The sequence below is a fragment of the Arthrobacter sp. HY1533 genome (assembly GCF_027568515.1).
GTDB lineage: Bacteria > Actinomycetota > Actinomycetes > Actinomycetales > Micrococcaceae > Specibacter.
On sequence record NZ_JANKZF010000006.1, the window covers coordinates 31,825 to 54,352 of the forward strand.

Here is a 22,528-nt window from a genome sequence, read left to right on the forward strand (position 1 = left end):
CGAAGTGGAGAACTTTTGGCGCCAATTTAATGATCCACAGGGACCCCCTGAGTTATCCGCAGGGAGTGTGCACTTGTGCCCTTTTAATCCACAGGCTTATCCACAGCTGTTAATTTCTCAGAAATTTTTCTCCGCTGCGCGGACTATCCCTCGCGCTGCTGCTGCTTGATCTTGTTGGTCAGCTCCGTGACCTGGTTGTAGATGGCCCGGCGTTCGGCCATCAACTCGCGGATCTTGCGGTCTGCATGGATCACAGTTGTATGGTCGCGGCCACCGAATTCCTGCCCAATCTTCGGCAGGGACATGTCAGTCAGCTCACGGCACAGGTACATGGCGATCTGCCGGGCAGTCACCAGGGTCCGTGTCCTGGACTTGCTGCACAGCTCCTCCAGCGAGATGTTGAAGTAGGCGGCCGTCTGCCCCAGGATCGCCGTCGAGGTGATTTCCTGCGCACCGTCGTCGGTGATGAGGTCCTTGAGCACCAGTTCGGCCAGGCCAACATCCACCGGCTGGCGGTTCAGGCTTGCGAATGCGGTGACGCGGATCAGGGCACCCTCGAGCTCACGGATGTTCGTGGAGATCTTCGATGCGATGTATTCCAGGGCGTCGTCCGGGGCGGAAAGGCCTTCGCCAATGGCCTTTTTGCGCAGGATCGCGATGCGGGTTTCCAGTTCCGGCGGCTGCACATCGGTCAGCAGGCCCCACTCGAAGCGTGAACGCATGCGTTCCTCAAAGCCCTGGAGGCGCTTCGGCGGAAGGTCGGAGGTGATGACAACCTGCTTGTTGTGGTTGTGCAGGGCGTTGAAGGTGTGGAAGAACTCTTCCTGGGTGGCATCCTTGTTGGCCAGGAACTGGATGTCGTCAATCAGCAGGATGTCCACGTTGCGGTACAGCTGCTTGAAGCTGGCGCCCTCGTCATCGCGGATGGAGTTGATGAAATCGTTCGTGAATTCCTCCGAATTCACGTACCGGACGCGGATTCCCGTGTACAGGCGGCGGGCATAGTGTCCGATCGCGTGCAGCAGGTGGGTCTTGCCCAGACCCGAATCACCATAGATGAACAGCGGGTTGTAGGCCTTGGCCGGGGCCTCTGCGACGGCAACGGCCGCGGCGTGCGCAAATCGGTTGGAGGAACCGATGACAAAGGAGTCAAAAATGTACTTCGGGTTCAGCCGGCCAAACTCCTGCGAGGTACTCGGCGGTGTGGGGGCCGGCTTCGAGGGCTGTTCCTGCGGTTCGTGGTGCACAGGCTGTTCCGTGCGGATGGCCACGGGGGCCGGGGCCGGCTCTTCTTCCTTTGCCGGCGGCACCAGGTCTGCGTTGACGCTGAAGGCGCAGCTGATTTCCTCGGAGAACACCTGGCCCAGTGCATCGTTGAGTGCCGTGCTGAGCTGGTTCTGCAGCACTTCGCGCGTCAGTTCATTGGGAACCGCAACCAGCAGGGTGTTTCCAATCAGGCCCTGGGGCTGTGTGAGAACCACAAAGCCGCGCTGCCGCGGGGAAACCCTTTCATCCTGTTCCAGGATGCGGATGACCCGTCGCCAGGAACTTCCAACGTCATTGATGTCCTCAGTGCTCATTGAATGTTCCTTACCTTAACGCCGGTTGGCCCACCGGAATGCTTGTCTGTTAACCCACGCTGCCCGTGATGTCCGTTACACACCGCAGGCCTGTGGACTGGATGCGGGGGAAGCAACCCAAATACGGCTAAACCGCCGTAATCCACAGAGTTATGCACATCGGTGGATAACTTGCTACTGGCCTAGCCTAAAGGATGGATACTCCAGAAGATAGCTGGAGAAAGGGGTTGTGGATAAATGTCACAGGGGTGTGCCGGATCGGGCTTCTTCCACAGGCATTGTCCACGGAGTTGTGCACAGCTGTGGATGAACTGCCCCGGCTCCTGCAGAACCCTGTTGAGTGCTCTGTTGGGCACTGCCGGGAGCCGCCTGGCGGCCGATCGGGCGTCTGGCCGTTTGACTGCAGGTGCGCCAATGACCTAATGTTGTGAAGTCCCATGTGTCTGCTTTGCGCTACCGCGTACGCTTGTCAAGTATTTCTTGAGAAGCGAGAAGCCGGCATCCATATACTTAGCGTCGACCCCTTTCTTACCCTGTTAGCTGCGGGCAAGGCGCATCTTTGATTGTCTTGGAGTAACTACCGTGAGCAAGCGGACTTTTCAGCCGAACAACCGCCGTCGTGCCAAGAAGCACGGCTTCCGCCTTCGTATGCGCACCCGCGCCGGCCGCGCCATTCTGGCCGCCCGCCGTGGCAAGGGTCGCGTAGAGCTGTCGGCCTAAACAATAACTGCTTGGCAATTCGCCAGGCCCTAGTGAAGTAGCGGTAGGTCGCACGGTGCTGGCCACCAGAAACAGAATGCGGACTTCCGCCAACTTCTCACATACTGTACGTTCCGGCGTCCGAAATGGACGCCGGAACTTAGTGTTATATGTGGTGTCCACTTCTCCGGATGCACCCAGCCAAGTTGGGTTCATCGTGGCGAAAACTGTTGGGAACGCTGTGACCCGGAACCTCGTTAAGAGGAGACTGAGGGAAATAGTTGTTGCGACAGTCAAAGAGCATCCCTGTGGAATAAACGTTGTGGTGCGGGCCCTGCCTGCCGCCGCCAACGCCTCCTTCAGTGAGCTGGCCACGGACTACCGCAAGGCATTTTCCACCGCATTCCCCCGCTTGGGCGGGAGGATGGGAGAAGCTGCGCAGCCTGCCCCGGCAGCTGCCGCAGTCGAGGAACAATAGGGCCATAAGGAGAAGATGTTTTGTGAGCCACTCACAAACCGCAGGCAAGGCACCCAGGTGGCTTTCCGCCGTCGTGCTTTTCCTGTGGCATCTTCCCCGCAACGTCCTGATTGTCCTTCTTAAGCTGTACCGGCGCGTCATCTCACCCATTTATGGGCAGGTGTGCCGGTTTTTTCCATCATGTTCGGCTTACGCCCTTGAAGCCGTCACCGTTCACGGTGCCGTCAAGGGAAGCTGGTACGCTGCGCGCAGGGTTCTGCGCTGCCATCCCTGGAGCGCAGGCGGCCTCGATCCGGTGCCTTCGCCGGCCAATGTTGATTGGGACGACCCTTCCACGGTGCCCCTCATTGTCCAGCTGAACCATCCGCACGTTTTTCTGGCCAAGCAACAGGCAACACAAGGCCGCGAAGCGGCTTGAGGAGATAGATAAAGAAATATGGGTTTCTTCGATACAATTCTGTTCCCCTTTAAGTGGGTCGTGTCATGGATCATGGTTTCCTTCCATGACGTCCTGACCTGGCTGGGGATGGACGCCGCTTCCGGTGTCACGTGGACGCTGGCCATCATTGGCCTGGTGCTCGTGATCCGTGCGGCACTGATTCCTGTCTTCGTCAAGCAGATCAAGGCGCAGCGCGGCATGCAGGCACTTCAGCCTGACATGAAGAAGCTGCAGGCCAAGTACAAGGGCAAGACCGACCAGCTGTCCCGCCAGGCCATGGGCCAGGAACAGATGGCACTGTACAAGGAACACGGGACCAACCCGTTCTCGGCCTGCCTGCCCATGCTGATCCAGATGCCGTTCTTCTTCTCCCTGTTCCAGGTGCTTTCCGGCGTGGCCAAGGCCAACCAGGAAACCAAGGGCATCGGGGCCATGACCCATGACCAGGTGGCCCAGTTCGATTCGGCCACCATCTTTGGCGCACGCCTCTCCGACGCACTTCTGCCTTCCATGCAGGGCGGCAACCTGACCTTCGCCATTGCGGCACTGTCGATCGTGATGATCGTGGCCATGATCGCCTCGCAGTTCATCACGCAGAAGCAGATCATGTCCAAGAACATGTCTGAAGAAGCCATGCAGGGCCCGTTCATGCGCCAGCAGAAGATGATGCTCTACGTACTGCCCCTGGTATTCGGTATCGGTGGCGTGAACTTCCCCATCGGTGTCCTCATCTACTGGACCACCACCAACCTGTGGACCATGGGACAGCAGTTCTTCGTCATCCGCCGCATGCCCACCCCCGGGTCCCCGGCCTACAAGGAGTACCAGAAGCGCCGCGAGGCCAAGGGCCTGCCGCTGCTGGGCGCGTCAAAGAAGACCGTCGTCGAGGAAGCTGTCGAGGAAATTCCTGAGGCCAAGGGCCAGCGGAGCCAGCCGCAGCGCAAGAACAGGAAGAAGAAATAATGCCTGAAGAAGTGCCGACTGCCACTGAAGAATCAACTGCCCCCGCCGAAGCTACCGTGGAGGCTGCTGTGCAGGCACCCGCGGACGAATCCGCTGAGGCTCCCGTCAGCCGTTTGGAGGAGGAAGGCGACATCGCCGCCGACTACCTCGAAGAGCTGCTGGACATTGCCGACATCGACGGCGACATCGACATTGAGGTCCGCAGTGGCCGCACCTACATCTCCATCGTGGCGGAAGAAGGATCGGATTCACTGGCGAACCTGGTTGGCCAGGACGGCGAAGTCCTGGACGCCCTGCAGGAACTGACCCGCTTGAGCGTGCTTTCGGCAACGGACAGCCGCTCGCGCCTGGTTCTGGACATCTCGGGCTACCGGGACCGCCGCAACGCGGAACTGGCCAAGATTGCCAACGATGCGGCTGCTCAGATTGCAGCCGGCAGCGAGTCCGTGGCCCTGGAGCCGATGGGCGCCTACGAGCGCAAGATCGTCCATGACGCCATTGCCGAGCTGGGCCTGGAGTCAGAGTCAGAGGGCGAAGGCCCCAAGCGCCACATCGTGGTGACGGCTGCACAGTAGTGCACGCCATTTGAAGAAGTTTTCCAATTGATCCCGGCCGCTGCGTGAACCGCGTGGCCGGGATCTGGATTTTATGGGTTTAAGAGGATGCAAACAGTGGTGGAACTTACTGAGCAGGAAGCCGTTGCAGCGGAGCGTATTTTTGGTGACCGGCTTGACCTGGCCAAGCGCTACGTTGAACACCTGGCCACATCGGGCATTGAGCGCGGGCTGATCGGCCCCCGCGAGGTTCCCCGCCTGTGGAACCGGCACGTCCTGAACTGCGCCGTGGTGGCGGAGCTTATTGACGACGGCGCCAAGGTCGCCGACGTGGGTAGTGGCGCCGGCCTGCCGGGCCTGTGCCTGGCCATTGCCCGCCCGGACCTGTACCTGACCCTCATTGAACCGCTGGAGCGGCGCGTGGTCTGGCTCGAGGAAGTCGTCATGGACCTGGGCCTGAGCAATGTTGAGATCATCCGTTCACGGGCCGAGGCTGCCATCGGCAAGGTGGAGTGCTCAGTGGTGACGGCTCGGGCCGTCTCCGCACTTAAGACCTTGGCGCCGCTGACCATTCCGCTTCTTGGCGGCGAGGGCGAGCTCTTGGCAATCAAGGGACGCAGCGCTGAAGAGGAAATCGCCACGGCAGGCAAGACCATCAGGAATCTTGGTGGCTACCTTACCGAGGTTGTTGTGGCCGGTCGGGATGTCTTGGAAGAGCCGACAACTGTAGTTCGTGTAAAGGTGAAGCGGCGCTGATCCCCGCGCCTGTCGGCTGGAACCGATAGGCTAGAGAACGGCAAACAACGCCACAGGAAAGTGAGAGTGTCAGCGTGACCAGCAGCGAAGCAGCTTCGCAACGGATCCCTCCGTTCATGACCTTGGGATCGGCACGTTCGAATGCCTCAAATCAACCAAAAATGGTTGATTATTCCGGTGTGAAACTGAATGTTTCACGTGAAACAGACGTGGCGGCCATTAGCCCGCTCGACAATGACTTCGATGACAGCAGCCCCATTGCGAGCCAGCTGGTCAATGAAACCAAGCGCCGCGAACGGCTGCTGGGCCGCAAATTGCCGAAGCCCGGACGCACGCGCATCCTGACTGTTGCCAACCAGAAGGGTGGCGTCGGCAAGACCACCACCACGGTCAACATGGCGGCAGCTCTGGCCTCCGCAGGCTTGCAGGTCCTGGTCATTGACATCGACCCACAGGGAAACGCCTCGACGGCACTTGGCGTGCCACACCACGCGGATGTGGACAGCATTTACGATGTGCTGATCAACGACGTCTCCATGGCTGAAGTCATTGCGGAATGCCCTGACATTGACAACCTGTACTGCGCACCGGCGACCATTCACCTGGCTGGAGCCGAGATTGAACTGGTCTCCCTGGTGGCACGCGAACAGCGGCTTCGCCGGGCAATTGATGAGTACGTGAAGTTCCGCGCCAACAATGGCCAGGAACGGTTGGATTTCATTTTCATTGACTGCCCGCCAAGCCTTGGATTGCTGACGGTCAATGCTTTCTGCGCTGCCAACGAGGTCATGATCCCCATCCAGTGTGAATACTATGCACTGGAGGGCCTGAGCCAGCTCCTGAAGAACATCGAAATGATTCAGAAGCACTTGAATTCTGACTTGGTGGTGTCCACCATCCTGCTCACCATGTACGACGGCCGCACCAATTTGGCGGCCCATGTGGCGGCAGATGTGCGCGAACACTTCCCCCAGCAGGTCCTTCAGGCCCTGATTCCGCGCTCTGTGCGTATTTCAGAGGCCCCCAGCTACCAGCAGACGGTCATGACGTACGACCCGTCGTCAACGGGCGCATTGTCCTACCTTGAAGCCGCCGCGGAACTTGCCGAGCGGTCGATACCGTAGCCTCCACAGGGCTGCACACTTTTCAACTTACAATGAAGTTCATCAGAACCCGACAACGGTGGGGTTCATTCAATGGAGGATGTCTCAATGACTGACAAGCGCAGGGGTCTTGGTCGCGGCTTGGGTGCCCTAATCCCCAGTTCTTCAGGCGATGAAACAGGATCCTCGCTGCCCACGCGGCCCGTGGACCTGTTCTTTCCTGAACCCAAGAGCCGCAAGCCTGCGGGAGCTGCGCAGCCTACGCGCGCTGCGAAGAAGCCAGTTGTTGCCGCTGAGCCAGTGGAGCTTGTTGAGGTTCCCGGCGCCACTTTCATGGAACTTCCCGTTGGGCTGATCCACCCGAACCGCAAGCAGCCACGAACTGTCTTTGATGAAGACGACATGGCCGAGTTGGTCCATTCAGTACGTGAAATTGGCGTCCTGCAGCCGATCGTGGTGCGCAAGTCCACCGAAACAGGCGACCAGCCGTACGAATTGGTCATGGGTGAACGGCGTTGGCGCGCCAGCCAGGCTGCCGGACTTGAGACAATTCCGGTCATCGTCCGCGAAACCACTGACGACAACCTGCTCCGCGACGCATTGCTGGAGAACCTGCACCGTAGCCAGCTGAATCCGCTGGAAGAGGCTGCTGCTTATCAGCAGCTGCTTGAGGACTTTGGCACCACGCATGAGCAGCTTGCCGACCGCATCGGGCGTTCGCGGCCCCAGGTTTCAAACACCCTTCGCCTGCTCAAGCTTCCTCCCGTTGTCCAGCGCCGCGTGGCTGCAGGAGTCCTTTCCGCAGGGCACGCGCGGGCGCTGCTGGCCCTTCCGGAACCGGCAGCCATGGAGCAACTCGCACAGAAGATTGTGGCCGAGGGCATGTCCGTCCGGGCCACCGAGGAAGCCGTTCAGCTCTACCACGCACCCCTGGACGGGAAGAAGCCGGCAGGCAAGACCCCGAGCCCACGCCACGAGCGCCTGGACTTCCTGGCCAGCTCATTGGCCGACCGACTCGATACCAATGTCAAGATTTCCCTGGGAGCCCGCAAGGGCAAGGTCAGCATCGAGTTTGCTTCGGTTGAAGACCTGAACCGAATCATGGATGTGTTGGGCACTGGCGGCAACTAGTCGCAGCGCTTTATGCGGGGACTGTTTCACGTGAAACAGTCCCCGTTGTCATTTGAGTGGCTTCTCCAGGATTGATCCTAAGCGCCAGATTCTGATTGGCATCTTTTGCTCAGAGTGGGCCAACAGCGGCGAATTGAAGCCGCTGGCAGTTGCTGCGGTTCTTTCGACACAGCGGCATGTTCGGGGCCTGTCCGCGTCGGGCCGGATGGTGATTTGTGTTCATTGCCATCACCTTCCTCCGGAGGTAGTTCACGCGGGAATGAAATTGGGTCCGAGGAACTATCCAGCCGCGTCCCGTTGATTCGAGACGTTCCGCGTGGGTCGCTGCCACCGGTTCCCGATGAGGGCGAGGACGCTCGATGTTTCACGTGGAACAATGCCGTGAGGTGATCCCGAGTTTGGGAGATTCACCGGATTGAGGCTGGCGGATCCAATTGGAGATCTAGGATCATGGCGCCAACCAGGGAGGGCGGCCTGGAACGAATGATGTTCATGCCACCTGGGAAACACGCGAATGAGTGTCCGGATGGACGCAAATGGATCGCAAGGGCGATTCTGGAGAGAGTCGCATTGGGGGAAATGATCCCGATTGGGCTCCTCAGACAGGTCCAATGGCCATACCAAGGGGCTGCGTGGCCCCCTGAGGCCCGATAGCACCTTCGGGGGAGTGGATACTGCTCAGGGGCGCCGATCGGCGCACAGGGCCCTGCTGGGCGGCTTGTAGGGCCCGCCAGCGCCCCGCGGGCGGTGCAAGGCACTTCCCAGTCCCGCGGTTCGTCTAGGCAAAGGGTACTTTCGGTAGCGGTGCCTCACCGCGGACGTTGGGCCAGCGATCAAGGCAATTGCCATGAGTGAGGCCAGGCCGGGATTCCACATGGAGCTGAGTCGATGGTCCGGCCCTGGCTCGGCTGATTGCGGAAGCAGCGGCCCGGCACTGCCTCAACTTTGGGACCTGTAGCCCGGAAGCCCCGCAGGGCAATATCCATGATGCACCCCGTCTCCCCGAGCAATGGTCCGCGTTTCGGTCGTGTGCGCGTGGAAGCCCAATGGGACCCGATAGCATTTGCCGCAGAGTTGGTGAGGCGCCCGGTCCCTGGACGGCCCTAGGGGGAAGCCCGCAACGATCAGGATTCTCGAGCTACCGGTCCCGAGAGGCCCAAACCACGTGCGGAGATCGCCGTGCAGCTCCCAGAAAGGTGGGACGCAAATCTCCCGTGGCAGAATCTATCTATGAATCTCAAGCTTGTGAAAATGACCGGGGAGCAAATTCGGACGTGGCTTCGAAGCAGCCTCGAGGACTACGTGGGTGATCGCATCAGATCGGGGGAGGCCCCCGACCTCGCACGAAAGACAGCAGAAGAATCGTTCAAGGACATGTTTCCTGACGGCAGGCCGCAACCTGGTCATGTGGTTCGAATGGCCGTGGATGAAGTGGGAACACCCGTCGGGACCATTTGGATTGGTCCACAACGAGATGCACCAAAGAGCGAGTGGTGGGTGTGGGACGTGGTCGTCGACGAGCGGTTCAGGGGACTTGGGTACGGACGGCAAATAATGGTTCTGGCCGAGAATGAGGTCAGGTTGCATGGAGGCACCCGCTTGGGACTTCACGTATTTGGTTTCAACACCGCGGCGCGCCGGCTCTATGAATCGCTGGGCTACGAACCTACTTCCATTCGCATGAGCAAAGACCTCTAGCCAACTAATTTCTCGTTGACATTCCCAGCAATGAGACCGCCCCAAGAATCCTCCTGCTGTGCATCCTGGTGCGACGATGAAGCCGGTAAGCGCCAATTGGGGCATGGCCCGGAGCCGAAGCGTAGCAGTCTCTTCGCAACGTGGGGGACATTGGTTGTCGTCTCTGGCTCCAAGGTTGTGTAGCGGGGCGGCGCGATCAAGAACGATGCGGCTGGTGCCCGCTATGGACTGGACAAAGACGAGAGCCCCGATCATGCCCCGACGGTGAGACGCAGGGGGAGTGTCTTTGTGACCACCGCTGCGGCTCAGGCCGGCCTAGGGTCACTACTGTCGATGCCGTGGACCGGTAGGGCGACGTTCTCCCGGCGCTCAACTGGATGTGTGTTTCCTTGTTTCAATGCTTTACCTCGCTGGAGATGGCCGTCTCCAGGAATCCCGATGACCGCGCTTGGTTTCGGAATGCATCCTGGTCCAATGTGCGGCTGAGCGCCCGGGGCCATTCCAACGAGGTCCTAGAAGGGTTGGTGGAGGAGATCGTGGCCCCTGTGGGAGAGACCAGCGGCAACGTGGCCGGCAAGGGGCCGTGGAGGTCACTGTTCCCAGTGTCGCTGCCCGGAGCAAGGCGCTGAAGCACCAACTGGAGCTCCATGCCAACGAAGTGGGTTACTGGTCCATGACCGCCCTCCTTCATAGTTCTTGTTCTCCATGTCAGGCGTCGGCATCAAGACCAGGGCGAAAATTCTCCGGAGCATCGGTGACGACAGTACTTTCAAAGGTGCCGTTCGCCTGTGCGCGTCCGCCGGCATGGCTCTAGGTTGCGCGGCGAGCTGCAGCCTTCCACGGCCAGGGACTTCCTTCCATGGTGAGCGCCCATCACTTTCAGGCAGCAAGGTTCTGATCGCCGCCACGTCCTCGACTACATGCGAAACAACGGCCCCTTCTACAAACAACAATCCCCGGAAGTCGCTTGAGCTGGAGCACAGGGAAGCCCATGGACGTTTGTCTTGGCGCTTGATGTACATGACCAATGGCCAGGTGAATCCTAGTTGAAGGGTTCTGTTCCAATGATGACGTGGTGCCGCCCAACGTCGGCGATGAAGTGCTCGAGCGCGGCTGTGTCTGGCAGGTGCCAGCTATATCGGCCAGGACGAGTTTGATGCGGCAAAACTACTGGGTGGGGCGAAAGGTGTCGCTACCCGACGCAAGACCCCCAAGCGGTGACGACCTCAGGATGGCATGAATTTGGGAGTAAGCAATTGTCTCCGGTCAGCGATGACCACATGGGCGTAGTCGGATCCGATGCCGCGGATAGGGGTTGCTTGAGCTAGTTGTCCCTGGTCATGAGGTTGGAGGCGCTGCGGTCTTGAAAAAAGGGGGAGCATCCGGGCTTAGGGGAGTTGTCCAAACCTTCACGTTCCGGAGATTCCGATGTCCCACGCCAGTGCGCCTCTCGTTGGGTGCATCGCTACCGAGTCGAGGGTGTGGCTGGCCTGGTGCGACTTGGTCGCCGGGGATCTGATCCGGGCCCAGCGCATCACCGGGCGCCTCTACGAACGCGAACACCCGGGCGAACCAATCCACCTTGATGTCATGAAGCTAGGCCGGATCCCCGACGGCGGTGGATGGAGGGCCCTAGGGCGTGAAGCGACCGTGGCCCACAAATACAAGAAGGTTCTCACCGCGTTCGATTACATACACGCGGTCATCGATGATCATTCCCCGCTCGCCAACGCCTTCGCCTACCGGAATTCAGCCGCGCTCAAGCCGCACTGCCCCTGCACCAGCAACACCCAAGGAACCCAAGCTCTTGGCCCGTGGCTGATCCGCTACAACGATGAACACATCCACACCAGCATCGGAACAACACCAATCAACCCAGTGTCACCAGCGTGATGACCAATTACAGCTAGTAGCGGGGTGTGCGCGGCCACCGTCATCGCAAGGTAGGGGCGAAGTTCGCCACATCGGTATGGACCAGCTATTCCGGAGGTCCATGCTCCCACCGGGCACTGGAAGTGCAGGAAGCCCGGTCGCTCTGGCAACACGGGCCGGACCCTGCTGGCCGTTCTTGCTCCATGCAACAATTCCTGCTCGAGGTTGGCTGGTATCTTCACCGACGAGTGACAACGAGTTCCTTGGACATGGGCGGCGGATCGGTTGGGGCGTGTCCGGCCACCCGACAGTTCGCCGCCGTAAAGAGCAATGGTCCATTGACGTCGGACACGATGAACACGGGAAAGGCGTGAGTCTAGTAGCTCCTAGAAGCTCGGACAGTCGCCCTTTGTTCAAGATCAATATCCATGACCCGCCCTGACGACGAGCAACCGATTTGAGGCCGTAAAGTGGATCGCCCAGTAGCAGCGGACCTGCTTGTAGTTTCACGTGAAACGTGGCCGATCAAGAGCTGATGCCAGACCTCTGAGCGTCCCTCGCGACAATCGGTGAGTTTCATTAGTGCTGGTCAATCGGCCCCGTGGTGGCGCCGGAGGTAGTCTTCGATGCTCGTGGGGTCGAGGGATTCCTCGTCTTCCTCGCTTGGGGCGGGTGGTTCGGGGAGGTTGTCGGTGTCCCAAAAATAGCTTTCCCAGCGGGGATCTTCGGGGTCCATGTCGTCTTCGTCGATGCAGTCGGGGTGGGTTTCGGGTCCGGGATCCCCGCCCTGGCAGGGCTCTGGTGCATTGGACTGTCCCTGGCGTTGTTGGAGTGCCTTCAGGGTGGCGTCGATGAGGGTTTTGAGGGTTTCGTTGTAGACCGGTGGTTGGGTGTCGTGTTGCTCGGGTGGGTGTTGGTGGCCGGTGGGGCTGGTCCATTCGATGCCCTCTGGGGTCTTGCGGGGGCTCCAGGCGCGGGGGTGGACGGATTGCCGTTCAAAGGTTTGCTCGGTGCGGATGCGGCCGTTGCGGGTTTTGTCGTCTTTGTGGTGCTTGAGCCTGTGGTGGAGCCTGCACAGGGATTCGAGGTTGTCGTAGGTGGTGGGTCCGCCGGTGCTAAAGGCTTGGAGGTGGTCGGCCTCGCAGTTCACCGCCCGGGCGTTGCAGCCCGGGAACACGCAATACTCGTCCCTCATCAAAAGCCTGATCTCCATGGCCTTCGTCACCCGGTGGACATCGGGGGCGGCATCCAGGGGTTGGTTGTTGATCGGGTCCACCAGGACCCGGTAGAAGGACGGCGCGTTCGCGGTGAGGTACTTCGCGACTTCGATACTGATCGGTCCTGCTCCTGACATCCAGGCCGGCTCGTCCGTGAACCCCAGCAGCGACAACGCCGGCACCAGAAGGATCGGGGTGACCAGTGGCATGGGCGGCCACACCCCACCACCACATCCAGACACACTGCTCCCCTCCGGACTGGTTTCGGGCCCGGCTGCGCCCTTGCTTCCCATGGCCGTGAGGTGTGGTGGTTGGCCGGGTACTTGCCAGTCGGGCTGGTTGCGCGGGTCAGGCTCCCGGAAGCCCGGGTCCTGATAGTTGGGGTCGTCAAAGACGGGAAGTTGCCAGGAGTAGAAGTGTGGGCCGAGGCGGTCAGGGTCAGGGAACGCCCCGCCCTGGCAGGGGTCCGGACCGGTATCGGCCAGGGTGGTGAACCAGGTGCTCTGCCCGCCTGCGCCGCCTGGTGCCGCTGGGTGTTCCGGGGTGTTGGGCTCGTTGATTGATGCGGGTGCGGGTGCCTGGATGTTATTGGCCTCGAGGGTTTGGCACAGGAGGAGGGCGGCGGCGATGTCGGCACGCAGCTGGGTCAGGGTCCGCTCCTCGTGGGGGCCTTGGGCCGCCTGGGCGGTCGCGGTGCATTGGGCCCAGATCGCCTCGATCGTGGGTGAGGGGCCGTAGAGGTTGAGCCAGGCCATGCCATCCCGGGACCTGCTGATCCCCAGCTGTCGGCGCTCATAGGCCTGCCGGGTTTTGGGGACCAGGGTTTCCGGGTAGGCGCGTTCCCGGGTGCGGCGGGCCTTCTCGCGGAAACTGTGCAGCGTGGCATGCTCCGCCTTCCCCAACAACACTTGTTCGAACGCGTCAATCACGTCTTGGGGCAGGTGGGCGGCGCGGAGGAGGCTGGTTTCTTCGGCGATGATGACGGCATGTTCCCACCCCAACACCCCCGCCGAGAGCTGCTCCATGGTGGCGGGGAGGTGGCGGACCAGGGTGGCCGCATCGATCATCAGGGCCCCGGCGTAGCCTTCGGTGATGTTAAACAGCGCGGCGATTTCGGCCCGCACCCCGGCCCGGGATGTTTCGCGCTGCCACGGATCCAACTCCAGCAGGGCCGCTTCGGCCTCCGCCGCGGAGAGCATTCGTTCCACCAACACCGCGGTGAGGGCAGCGCCCTGGTTCTTGTGTCGGTGCATCGCGGCCAAGGCCGTCGTGGTGCTGTCCTGCAGGGCCCGGACCCCGGTCAGGCGGGAATCCGGGACATCCCTGGCCCTATCTGAGACGGTGGCATCGGGAACAGCGGCCATGTTCGGATCCGGATAATCGGGCAAACCCTCCAGGGCCGCAATGTCGGTGGCCAAGGGGATGATGGTGGGAAAGGTGAAGGCATCCAGCAGTTCCGCCACAGCACCTGTGGTGGAGGAACCCTCCCGATTAGCCGGGAAATTCACCGAACCGCCCATACATCAATTATAGATCAAATTTGCTGGTAGTGAAATGGTTGTGGAGAAGTTCAAGGACATATTTTCGCATCACGGGGCCGGGCCCGGCCGGGTCTCGACAAGCTCGACCACCGGGGGTAGGCTCGACCACCGGGGCTGCGCCGGGTCTCGAAAGGCTCGACCACCGGGGCTGCGCCGGGTCTCGACAGGCTCGACCACCGAGGCAGGGTCTCGACAGGCTCGACCACCGGGCTGCTCGATTCCAGGTCAGAGGTGATGCAGCGTTGGCAGAAAACCAGCATTAAGTGATGCGGCGTTGGTAGTGTTGCGGTCGCGATCGAGTCGCCCGGCCAGCGTCCGGGTCCACATGCGCCGGCGTCGTCTTTCCCTTCACGAAGCAGTGACTGGGCCAGGGAGAGTCATGGCTTCGGGCATGTTTTGAGTCAGACTAGGCGGGCGCCATGCTGAGTCGCTGCTGACAAGGCCGACCACCGAGTCTCGACAGGCTCGACCACCGGTGACCGGACGGACCAAACTTCCGTTTCACGTGAAACCAGAAGTGAATCGAGACAGCGGTCAAGGGAAAGCCCAAAAGAGGGCCAAAATCGCCCAATGCGGCCCGCAAGCCAATCCATTTTCTGACGCTTAGGATCGATCTGGGGGAAGCGAAATAAGGCACAAAAAAAGTGTGGACCGGACAATGTCCGATCCACACCTTTCAACAGTTTCAAAGCTTGAGACCCATATATGGAAGGCCCTGCAGCTGACTAGCTGAGTACGCCGGAGAATTCCTTCTCGAAGTACTGCTTGGGGCGTGCGCCGATGACCGTGCCGGTCACCTCGCCGCCCTGGAACAGGTACACGGCGGGAATGGAAGTAATTCCGTACTTGGCGGAGATTGCCGGGTTGGCGTCAACATCAACTTTCACAACCTCGACCTTGTCCGAGTACTCAACGGAGATCTCGTCCAGGATGGGGCCGAGTTTGCGGCAGGGGCCGCACCATTCTGCCCAAAAGTCCACAATGACGGGCTTTTCTGAATTCAGAACCGTTTCGGCGAATGTTGCATCAGTTGCGCTCTTTGCGTTGCTCATGGCGAACTACTTTCTCTTAGGAATTCTGATCGGCCAGGAAGTGCTCCACATCCAGTGCGGCGACACATCCCGAGCCCGCGGCCGTGATGGCCTGGCGGTAGGTGGGGTCAACAACGTCGCCCGCGGCAAACACACCCGTGACGCTGGTCTTGGACGTGCGCCCCTCAACGGCAATGGTGCCGGCCTCGGTGAGTTCGAGAACACCCTTGACCAGGTCAACACGGGGATCGTTGCCTATAGCAACAAATACGCCGGTGACGGCCAGTTCACTCTTCTCGCCCGTGACCAGGTTGTTAAGGCGGATGCCAGTGACCTTTTCTTCGCCGTCAACGCCCACAACCTCGGAGTTCCAGACGAACTTGATCTTGGGGTGGTTCAGGGCGCGGTCGGCCATGATCTTGGAAGCGCGCAGGGTGTCGCGGCGGTGAACAACCGTCACTGATTCTGCGAACTTGGTCAGGAAGATGGCCTCTTCCATGGCGGAGTCGCCGCCGCCGATGACGGCGATGTCGTGGCCCTTGAAGAAGAATCCGTCGCACGTTGCGCAGGAGCTCACGCCGTGGCCCACCAGGCGCTTCTCGCCCTCAACGCCCAGCTCGCGGTATGCGGAACCGGTGGAAATGATGATGGTGCGGGCCTTGAACTCCTGGCCGTCGGCCAGGGTCACGGTCTTGATGTCGCCCTCGAGCTCGACCGACGTGACGTCGTCGTACATCACTTCGGTGCCGAACTTCTCAGCCTGCTGGCCAAGGTTGTCCATGAGGTCCGGCCCCATGATTCCCTCCGGGAAACCGGGGAAGTTTTCCACTTCGGTGGTGTTCATGAGCTCGCCGCCGGCGGTGACAGAGCCAGCGATCATCAGCGGCTTGAGGTCCGCACGGGCGGTGTAGATCGCCGCTGTGTAGCCTGCGGGGCCGGAGCCGACGATGATGACGTCACGGACATCGCTTGCGGGGGTGGCTTGCGTGCTCACGGGTGGGTGTTCCTCTTCCTTCAGTGACCGGGCCGCAGTGTGGCAGCCCAATTGACCTTCGCTATCCACAACGGGGACAGGTGTGAAGATATTCCGCCGCGGAAGTGCGGCGGAATATCGTCAACGATTACTTGATGCTGATTTCGGTGATCTTCAGCCCGTACGGGTACGTGATGAACGGCTGCAGCTTGGGCAGTTCCGTGAAGCTGATGATGACGTACTTTGCCTTGACCCCGGGGGCGGCGGTGAACGTGAAGTCCGGTGCGCTGAACGAACCGCTGCCAATCTTCACAGCTCCTGCCAGCTCCGGCTTGCTGTTGGTCAGGATGTTGAACTGCCCGCCGGAACCGGCCAGCTGGTTGATTGTCACCGAACTGATGGTGGATTCTTCCGCCAGCTCCACCACAAGGTTCACGCCCTCAGTCAGGCCGGCAAAGTCGGCGTTCGAGAATTCAACGGTGGGCCAGTAGGTGGCCTTGTTTCCGTCGATCGCGTCCTTCAGCCGGGGGAAGTAGGCCTCGCTGTAGTTCTGCACGCCGGGAGCATAGGTGGTGATGTCCGTCAGGCCCTTGACCACGGGGGCCACGGGGGCCGGTTCCGCGGGCTTCTCGGAGTTCTCCGACGTCTGCTCTGCACTGGCTTGCGGAGTTTCCGCGGACGTGGTGGTGCCGGCCTGGTTGTCTCCGCCATTGAAGAGCGTGCCAATGTGCTGAAGCGCAAAAATGAGTGCGCCGATGAGAAGGACACTGACAATGGCGCCGGTCAGCCAGCGGCCGCCGGTACGGGGCGCATTGCCGTCGTCCTCGTCCTCGAGCAGGTCACCGTCTGCGTAGCCGCCATTGCCGGAGTCGCCGTCGCCATCGTCGTCGCCGCGAAGCGCGGCCGGGAACGTGCCCGGGCGGCGTGCTGCGGTTTCCTCGTGGTCCTCATTGATGAATCCGTAGTCTTCCTCGTCCCACAGCGTCACCTTGGGGGCAGCAGCTGTGGCCGGGGCAGGTGCCGGGGCCGCCGCAGCCGCGGGAGGAACGACGGCGGGGGCCGGCCTGGCTGCCTGGGGCGGCACTGCCGCCGTGGGCGGTGTTGCGGCCGGGCGGACCGGCTGCGGCGCAGGCTCGCGGCGCACCACGGGCTGCGGGTGACCGGGCGTCATGGGCGAGTTGTCCTCGTACACGTACGGGCTGCCAGTCGGTGCCGCATCGCGGGCCTTGCCAAAGATTTCGGTGCCGAGCGTGTCCGTGAAGAAAGGCTCCTGGTAGACCTCTTCCACCGGCTCCGTGGGGACCACAAGGTCCAGCAGGTCCGCCGGTGAGGTCCGGGATGCAATGAGGTAAGTGGCGTTTTCCGCCACCCCCAGGTCCAGGATGGACACATTGGACATGCGGGCGCCCGTGGCAACCTCGCGTGCGCTCTGGGTCAGGTGGTGCGAATTGTCGACAGCCGCGACCAGAATGCTGACCGGGCGGTTGAGCACCTGGTCCAGGCCGTCCAGAATGACGTCGTTCTCGGCGGAGGCCAAGATTCGGCCGGTCACCTTGTAGCGGCCGCCAAGGATGGAGCCCACATCGATGGGTTGTGGCACCAAGTCCTCCTCATTGCATGCATGGTGGCTTGTGGAGTCATGCGCACGAAGCCATATTTCCACTGATTCTATCGGACAAAACTGCCAGTTCCATGGTTGCCGGACGCGCCCGACGCGCCTGTTTTGGAAATCTGGCTAGCGGCGGGAGGGCAGCCGTCCCCGGACTTTCGCCAGCAGCGGGTTGAGCACGGCATCGACCTCGGCCACGCGCAGCTGCTTGAGCACCAGCACGTAGACGGCGGCCATGACGCTGCCAACCACGGCCAGGGTCACTGCCGAGGCGCCGATTGAGCTCCACATGAATCCGCCGGTGGAGGAACTGCCAAACAGGCGCAGCCCCAGTTCGCCGACGATCCCGGAGGCCAGTGCCGCTATGACAAATCGCATGTGCGCGCGCATGATCAGGCCGCCGCCGTAGTCGCCCAGCCTCTTGCGCAGGAGAACATGGCTCACCACCGGTCCAAGGACATTCGTGAGGGTGTAGCTGGCGGCCAGGCCGTAGATGATGAATTCCTCCGGCAGCAGCGAAGCCAGCAGTGCGGTGCCCAAGCCAATGCAGACCATGATGCACTGGATGGTGAAAGGTGTCCGGGCGTTTTCCTGTGCATAAAACACCCGGTTCAGGATGAAGTTGATGCTGTAGAACGGGGCGCCAATGGCCAGGATCGACAGGGTGACGCCGATCTGGCGGCCGGTGGTTTCGTAGCCACCGCTGAACAACATCCCAAAGGGTCCTGACAGCACCACGAGGGCGACGGCTGCAAAGACCGTGGCCATGCCAGTGGTCCGCAGGGCCCCCGCGAGTGAGGTGCGCAGTCCGGCCAGGTCCTTGCTCGCCGCGGCATGCGCCATGGCCGTGAACATCACCGTGGCAATGGACAGGGCAATGATGGAGTGCGGCATGATGTACAGCTCGGTGGCGCGGTTGAGCGCGAAGAGGCCGGGAATGGTGGAGCCCGAGCCGGGCCCGCCGTCGCCGCCGGCCGGGATCGTGGCCACACGCAAGATGACAATGAAGCTCAGGTTGCCAATGATCATGGTGCCCATGGTCCACACGGCCACCTTGGCCGTTGCACCCAGGCCAGTGCCCCTCCAGCCGAACTTGGGGCGCAGCTTCAGCCCCAGGCGGTGCACGGGAATGAGCAGCACTGCGGACTGGACAATGATGCCCAGGGTGGCTGTGCCCGCCAGCATCCAGGTCTGCCCCGTGGTCCAGTTGTCCACGGTGTGCGGGTTGGTCGTGGCACGGCCGGATACGGCAATGAACACGAGCAGGCCCGCGATGGCCACCACGTTGTTGAGCACGGGCGCCCACGCATACGCCTTGAAGGAATTGTGCGCGTTCAGGACCTGGCCCAGCAGCGAAAACAGGCCGTAGAAGAAGATCTGCGGCAGCAGGAACAGGCCAAAGGTGATGGCCAGCTCAAGGTTTTTGCCTGTAAAGGATGTGGACAGCCCCATGATGGGAGTCACCAACGCCATGACCACGGCGGTCAGCACCAGCAGCCCGATGACCCCCAGGGTCAGCAGCCTCGAGATGAAGTCAGTGCCCTTGTCCGGCTGCTTGCTGGCCTTGGCGATCTGCGGGATCAGCACGGCATTGAACACGCCGCCGGCAATCATGAGGAAGATCAGGTTGGGCAGGTTGTTGGCGCCCTCAAAAATGTTGGCCACTGTCACCGAACTGCCGGCGATCGCAATGCCCAACACAATGCCCTTGACGAAGCCCAGGATGCGCGAGGCCATGGTGCCAATCGCCATGGAGGCGCTGGAGCGGACGGCACTGGAACGCATGCTGCCGCCGGATGACTCGGCCTCGGGCTCGGCAGGCGGTGCGTGCTCAGCCAGAATGGTCGACGGCGTGCGGCCCACGTTCAGGTGGGTGGCCGCCGGCTGCTGCTGCGTGTACGGGGACGCCTGCATGGCCGCCTGGGGCGAGGCCTGCACGACGGCCAGCATCGAGGTGTCCATGCTGGCCTGCAGGGCAGCCGACCGTGGCGCTGAGGTTGGTTTGGGCGGGATGTTCACCCGTTCATGGTTAGACATTGTTCCCATCTTCTCACTGCAGGCTCAAAGACTGCTGGCAGCACCGTATGCCGAACCACAACGCGGCACGCGGCAGTGCGTCAGGCCTGGAAGTGTTCGGGCAGCAGTTCCCGGGCCAAATCGGTGATGCGGCGCTCATTGGGGAAGGACAATTTCCGGGCCAGCTCGTCAAGCGGAACCCAGGCGACGTCGACGGCCTCGTGGTCGGGGTCGTTCTCGATGGTGAGGAAACCGCCCGTGGCACGCAGCAGGAAGTGGTGGACTGTCTTGTGCACCCGGTGGCCGCTGACAGTGAACCAGTAGTCGATGCTGCCCAGTGTGGCCAGGACGTCCCCGGCAATCCCGGTTTCCTCCTCAATTTCACGCACGGCGGCCTCGGCGTGTGTCTCCCTGCCCTCGGGGTGGCCCTTGGGCAGGCACCACTCGAGCCGGCCACCGCGGTTGATGCGGGCAATGATCGCAACCCGGGGGACGCCGTCGAGCATGTCAACAACCACGCCGCCGGCGGAGACCTCTTCAACCGTGGGCAGCTGGCTGGGCGAGCTCGGTGCGGCGGGCACGGCCGAATTGCCCGTTGCGGGGGGCAACGGGTTCCTCTTGGGCGCGCGCGGCACGGGGTGGACCATGGAGTCCACTCTAGCTACCTTTGGCCACGGATGATGACAGGCCGCAGGGGTGGTTTCCGCCCGCGGCCCCCTCAGTTGGCGGGGGCGGGGAAAGCGCGCGGGTGCAAAAGTCTGGCATTCTTAAGCAACCATGGATTTTGCGCCTGATACCTCTAATTTTGACCCGGTTGTCCTTGAACTTGGACGGCTCTTTGCCGACGCCGGATACGAACTTTCCCTCGTGGGCGGGCCCGTCCGCGACCTCTTTTTGGGCCGGACGTCCCCCGACCTGGACTTCACCACCAACGCCACGCCCGATGAGATCCTCGCCGTGGCCGCCAAATGGGCGGATTCGCACTGGGAAATGGGCCGGGAATTCGGCACCATCGGCTTCCGCAAGCGGAACCGCAAGAAGGAGGTGCTCCTCATTGAGGTCACCACCTACCGGGCCGAGGCCTACGACCCCGACTCCCGCAAGCCCGTGGTGGCTTTCGGAACCTCGCTGGTGGATGACCTGCAACGCCGCGACTTCAGCGTCAACTCCATGGCGCTGCGGCTGCCCGAGATGGAACTCGTGGACCCGTTCGGCGGCGCGGAGGACCTGGCCGCCGGCCTGCTGCGCACCCCGGGTGCCGCCGAGGACTCCTTCTCCGACGACCCCCTGCGCATGATGCGCGCCGCCCGGTTTGCCTCGCAGCTTGGCTTCTCCCTGCACCCCGAGGTCCTGGCGGCCATGACGGGCATGGCCGGGCGCATCAGCATCATCTCCGCCGAGCGTGTCCGCGACGAGCTGGTCAAGCTCATCTGCGGCGCCCACCCGCGCACGGGCGTGGACATCCTGGTCGAGACCGGCCTGGCCGAACTGGTGCTGCCCGAGGTGCCGGCCCTGAAGCTGGAAACCGACGAACACCACCGCCACAAGGACGTCTACCAGCACTCCCTGCAGGTGCTGGAGCAGGCAGCCTCCCTGGAGACGGGGCCCGACGGCGCCGTGCCCGGCCCCGACTTTGTGCTCCGCTTTGCAGCCCTGATGCACGACGTCGGCAAGCCCAAGACCCGCCGTTTTGAGCCCGGCGGCGGTGTCAGTTTCCGCCACCACGACCTGGCCGGCGCCAAGCTCACGGCCAAGCGGATGAAGGCGCTGCGCTTTGACAACGACTCCATCAAGGCCGTTTCCCGGCTCGTGGAACTCCACATGCGTTTCTACGGCTACGGCGAATCCGGCTGGACCGATTCGGCCGTGCGCCGCTACGTGACCGACGCCGGGCCGCTCCTGGAGCGCCTGCACCGCCTGACACGCTCTGACGTAACAACCCGCAACCAGCGCAAGGCCGACAGGCTCTCCTTCGCCTACGATGACCTTGAGGCCCGCATTGCCGTGCTGGCCGAGCAGGAGGAGCTCGACTCCATCCGCCCCGACCTTGACGGCGGCGCCATCATGGCGCTGCTGGGCATCAAGCCGGGACGGGTTGTGGGCCGGGCCTACAACTTCCTGCTGGAACAGCGCATGGAGCACGGGCCCCTGGGCCCGGAGCGCGCCGAAGCCGAACTGCGGCAGTGGTGGGCCGAACAGCCCGAATCCCAGCCTGAAGAGGCCCAAGCGACAGGAACACCATGAGCAACGGAACCACCCCCGCGGCAGCACCCGTCCCCGGCGGCCCCAAGCTGTGGCTGCTGCGCCACGGGGAAACCGAATGGTCCCGCAGCGGGCAGTACACGGGCTTGACCGACCTGCCGTTGACGGAGGAGGGCGAGGCCCAGGCCCGGTCCGCGCACAAGGCCCTGTCCGGCGTCGAACTTGACCTGGTCCTGACCTCGCCGCTGCAGCGCGCGCGCCGCACGGCCACCCTGGCCGGCTTCCCCGACGCGCAGCTGGAGCCCAACGCCGTGGAATGGGACTACGGCGACTACGAAGGCATTGACAGTGCTGTGGTGCGCGCACAGAACCCGGGCTACCTCATCTGGGACAACGGCGTGCCCAACGGCGAAACCCTTGAGCAGGTTGCCGCCCGCGCGGACCGGATCGTGGAGCGGGTGCGCGCCGTGAAGCGGGACGACGGCGCCCCGGCGAACGTGCTGCTCGTGGCCCACGGGCACTTCCTGCGCATCCTCACAGCCCGCTGGCTGGGGCTCCCGGCAGGGCAGGGCCGGCACTTTATGCTCGGCACCGCCAAGGTCTGCACGCTGGGCTGGGACAAGAAGACCCCGGCCGTGGAGCAGTGGGGGCTGTAGCCACTGCCGA

Annotated in this window: 18 protein-coding genes and 1 pseudogene; 12 read left to right on the forward strand and 7 right to left on the reverse strand. The window is 62.2% G+C overall.

Annotated elements, in window-relative coordinates; all coding sequences use genetic code 11:
• Positions 1–143 precede the first annotated feature (143 nt).
• Positions 144–1,580 carry a chromosomal replication initiator protein DnaA gene (gene dnaA / locus PCK14_RS06550; RefSeq protein WP_269937660.1) on the reverse strand — a complete coding sequence of 479 codons (1,437 nt, stop codon included), beginning with the start codon at positions 1,578–1,580 and terminating at the stop codon, positions 144–146.
• A gap of 582 nt (positions 1,581–2,162) precedes the next feature.
• Here dnaA and rpmH point away from each other — a divergent pair.
• The 10 genes and pseudogenes from rpmH to PCK14_RS06600 all read left to right on the forward strand — a co-directional run.
• Positions 2,163–2,300: a 50S ribosomal protein L34 gene (gene rpmH / locus PCK14_RS06555; protein WP_011776797.1), complete on the forward strand. Its 138-nt coding sequence runs from the start codon at positions 2,163–2,165 to the stop codon at positions 2,298–2,300.
• A gap of 55 nt (positions 2,301–2,355) precedes the next feature.
• Positions 2,356–2,757 carry a ribonuclease P protein component gene (rnpA, locus tag PCK14_RS06560; RefSeq protein WP_269937661.1) on the forward strand — a complete coding sequence of 134 codons (402 nt, stop codon included), beginning with the start codon at positions 2,356–2,358 and terminating at the stop codon, positions 2,755–2,757.
• A gap of 22 nt (positions 2,758–2,779) precedes the next feature.
• Positions 2,780–3,175: a membrane protein insertion efficiency factor YidD gene (gene yidD, locus PCK14_RS06565; protein WP_269937662.1), complete on the forward strand. Its 396-nt coding sequence runs from the start codon at positions 2,780–2,782 to the stop codon at positions 3,173–3,175.
• A gap of 18 nt (positions 3,176–3,193) precedes the next feature.
• Entirely contained in the window at positions 3,194–4,159 is a 966-nt protein-coding gene (yidC, locus tag PCK14_RS06570) for a membrane protein insertase YidC (RefSeq protein ID WP_269937663.1), read from the forward strand.
• A complete protein-coding gene (locus tag PCK14_RS06575; RefSeq protein ID WP_269937664.1) occupies positions 4,159–4,734 on the forward strand; it encodes a Jag family protein in 576 nt (191 codons plus the stop codon). Before yidC ends, PCK14_RS06575 begins: the two co-directional genes overlap by 1 nt.
• An 87-nt stretch (positions 4,735–4,821) precedes the next feature.
• On the forward strand, positions 4,822–5,469 hold the full coding sequence (gene rsmG, locus PCK14_RS06580) for a 16S rRNA (guanine(527)-N(7))-methyltransferase RsmG (RefSeq protein ID WP_442864675.1): 648 nt from the start codon (positions 4,822–4,824) through the stop codon (positions 5,467–5,469).
• A gap of 116 nt (positions 5,470–5,585) precedes the next feature.
• Positions 5,586–6,593: a ParA family protein gene (locus PCK14_RS06585; protein ID WP_442864680.1), complete on the forward strand. Its 1,008-nt coding sequence runs from the start codon at positions 5,586–5,588 to the stop codon at positions 6,591–6,593.
• 87 nt (positions 6,594–6,680) lie between these two features.
• Positions 6,681–7,703 carry a ParB/RepB/Spo0J family partition protein gene (locus PCK14_RS06590; protein ID WP_269937667.1) on the forward strand — a complete coding sequence of 341 codons (1,023 nt, stop codon included), beginning with the start codon at positions 6,681–6,683 and terminating at the stop codon, positions 7,701–7,703.
• Between the two features lie 1,230 nt (positions 7,704–8,933).
• Positions 8,934–9,401 (forward strand): GNAT family N-acetyltransferase, encoded by a 468-nt coding sequence (locus PCK14_RS06595; RefSeq protein WP_269937668.1) that lies wholly within the window; start codon positions 8,934–8,936, stop codon positions 9,399–9,401.
• Positions 9,402–10,886: 1,485 nt separating this feature from the next.
• Positions 10,887–11,294: pseudogene (locus tag PCK14_RS06600) on the forward strand (hypothetical protein); the annotation flags it as partial.
• Between the two features lie 568 nt (positions 11,295–11,862).
• Here the strand turns inward: PCK14_RS06600 and PCK14_RS06605 are convergent.
• The 6 genes from PCK14_RS06605 to PCK14_RS06630 all read right to left on the reverse strand — a co-directional run bounded on the left by PCK14_RS06605 (position 11,863) and on the right by PCK14_RS06630 (position 20,307).
• Complete coding sequence (locus PCK14_RS06605; protein ID WP_269937669.1) at positions 11,863–14,010, reverse strand: HNH endonuclease signature motif containing protein; 2,148 nt, start codon at positions 14,008–14,010, stop codon at positions 11,863–11,865.
• Positions 14,011–14,756: 746 nt separating this feature from the next.
• Positions 14,757–15,083: a thioredoxin gene (trxA, locus tag PCK14_RS06610; RefSeq protein WP_269937670.1), complete on the reverse strand. Its 327-nt coding sequence runs from the start codon at positions 15,081–15,083 to the stop codon at positions 14,757–14,759.
• Positions 15,084–15,099: 16 nt separating this feature from the next.
• Positions 15,100–16,056 carry a thioredoxin-disulfide reductase gene (trxB, locus tag PCK14_RS06615; RefSeq protein WP_269937671.1) on the reverse strand — a complete coding sequence of 319 codons (957 nt, stop codon included), beginning with the start codon at positions 16,054–16,056 and terminating at the stop codon, positions 15,100–15,102.
• 127 nt (positions 16,057–16,183) lie between these two features.
• On the reverse strand, positions 16,184–17,635 hold the full coding sequence (locus tag PCK14_RS06620; protein WP_269937672.1) for an ABC transporter substrate-binding protein: 1,452 nt from the start codon (positions 17,633–17,635) through the stop codon (positions 16,184–16,186).
• 135 nt (positions 17,636–17,770) lie between these two features.
• The gene (murJ, locus tag PCK14_RS06625; protein ID WP_269937673.1) at positions 17,771–19,681 is read right to left on the reverse strand and encodes a murein biosynthesis integral membrane protein MurJ; all 1,911 of its coding nucleotides are present in this window, start codon (positions 19,679–19,681) and stop codon (positions 17,771–17,773) included.
• A gap of 80 nt (positions 19,682–19,761) precedes the next feature.
• Positions 19,762–20,307, reverse strand: a complete 546-nt coding sequence (locus tag PCK14_RS06630) for an NUDIX hydrolase (protein ID WP_269937858.1) — start codon at positions 20,305–20,307, stop codon at positions 19,762–19,764.
• 130 nt (positions 20,308–20,437) lie between these two features.
• Between PCK14_RS06630 and PCK14_RS06635 the strand changes: the two genes are divergently transcribed.
• Complete coding sequence (locus tag PCK14_RS06635) at positions 20,438–21,904, forward strand: CCA tRNA nucleotidyltransferase (protein WP_269937674.1); 1,467 nt, start codon at positions 20,438–20,440, stop codon at positions 21,902–21,904.
• The gene (locus PCK14_RS06640) at positions 21,901–22,518 is read left to right on the forward strand and encodes a histidine phosphatase family protein (protein ID WP_269937675.1); all 618 of its coding nucleotides are present in this window, start codon (positions 21,901–21,903) and stop codon (positions 22,516–22,518) included. Before PCK14_RS06635 ends, PCK14_RS06640 begins: the two co-directional genes overlap by 4 nt.
• Positions 22,519–22,528: the final 10 nt, after the last annotated feature.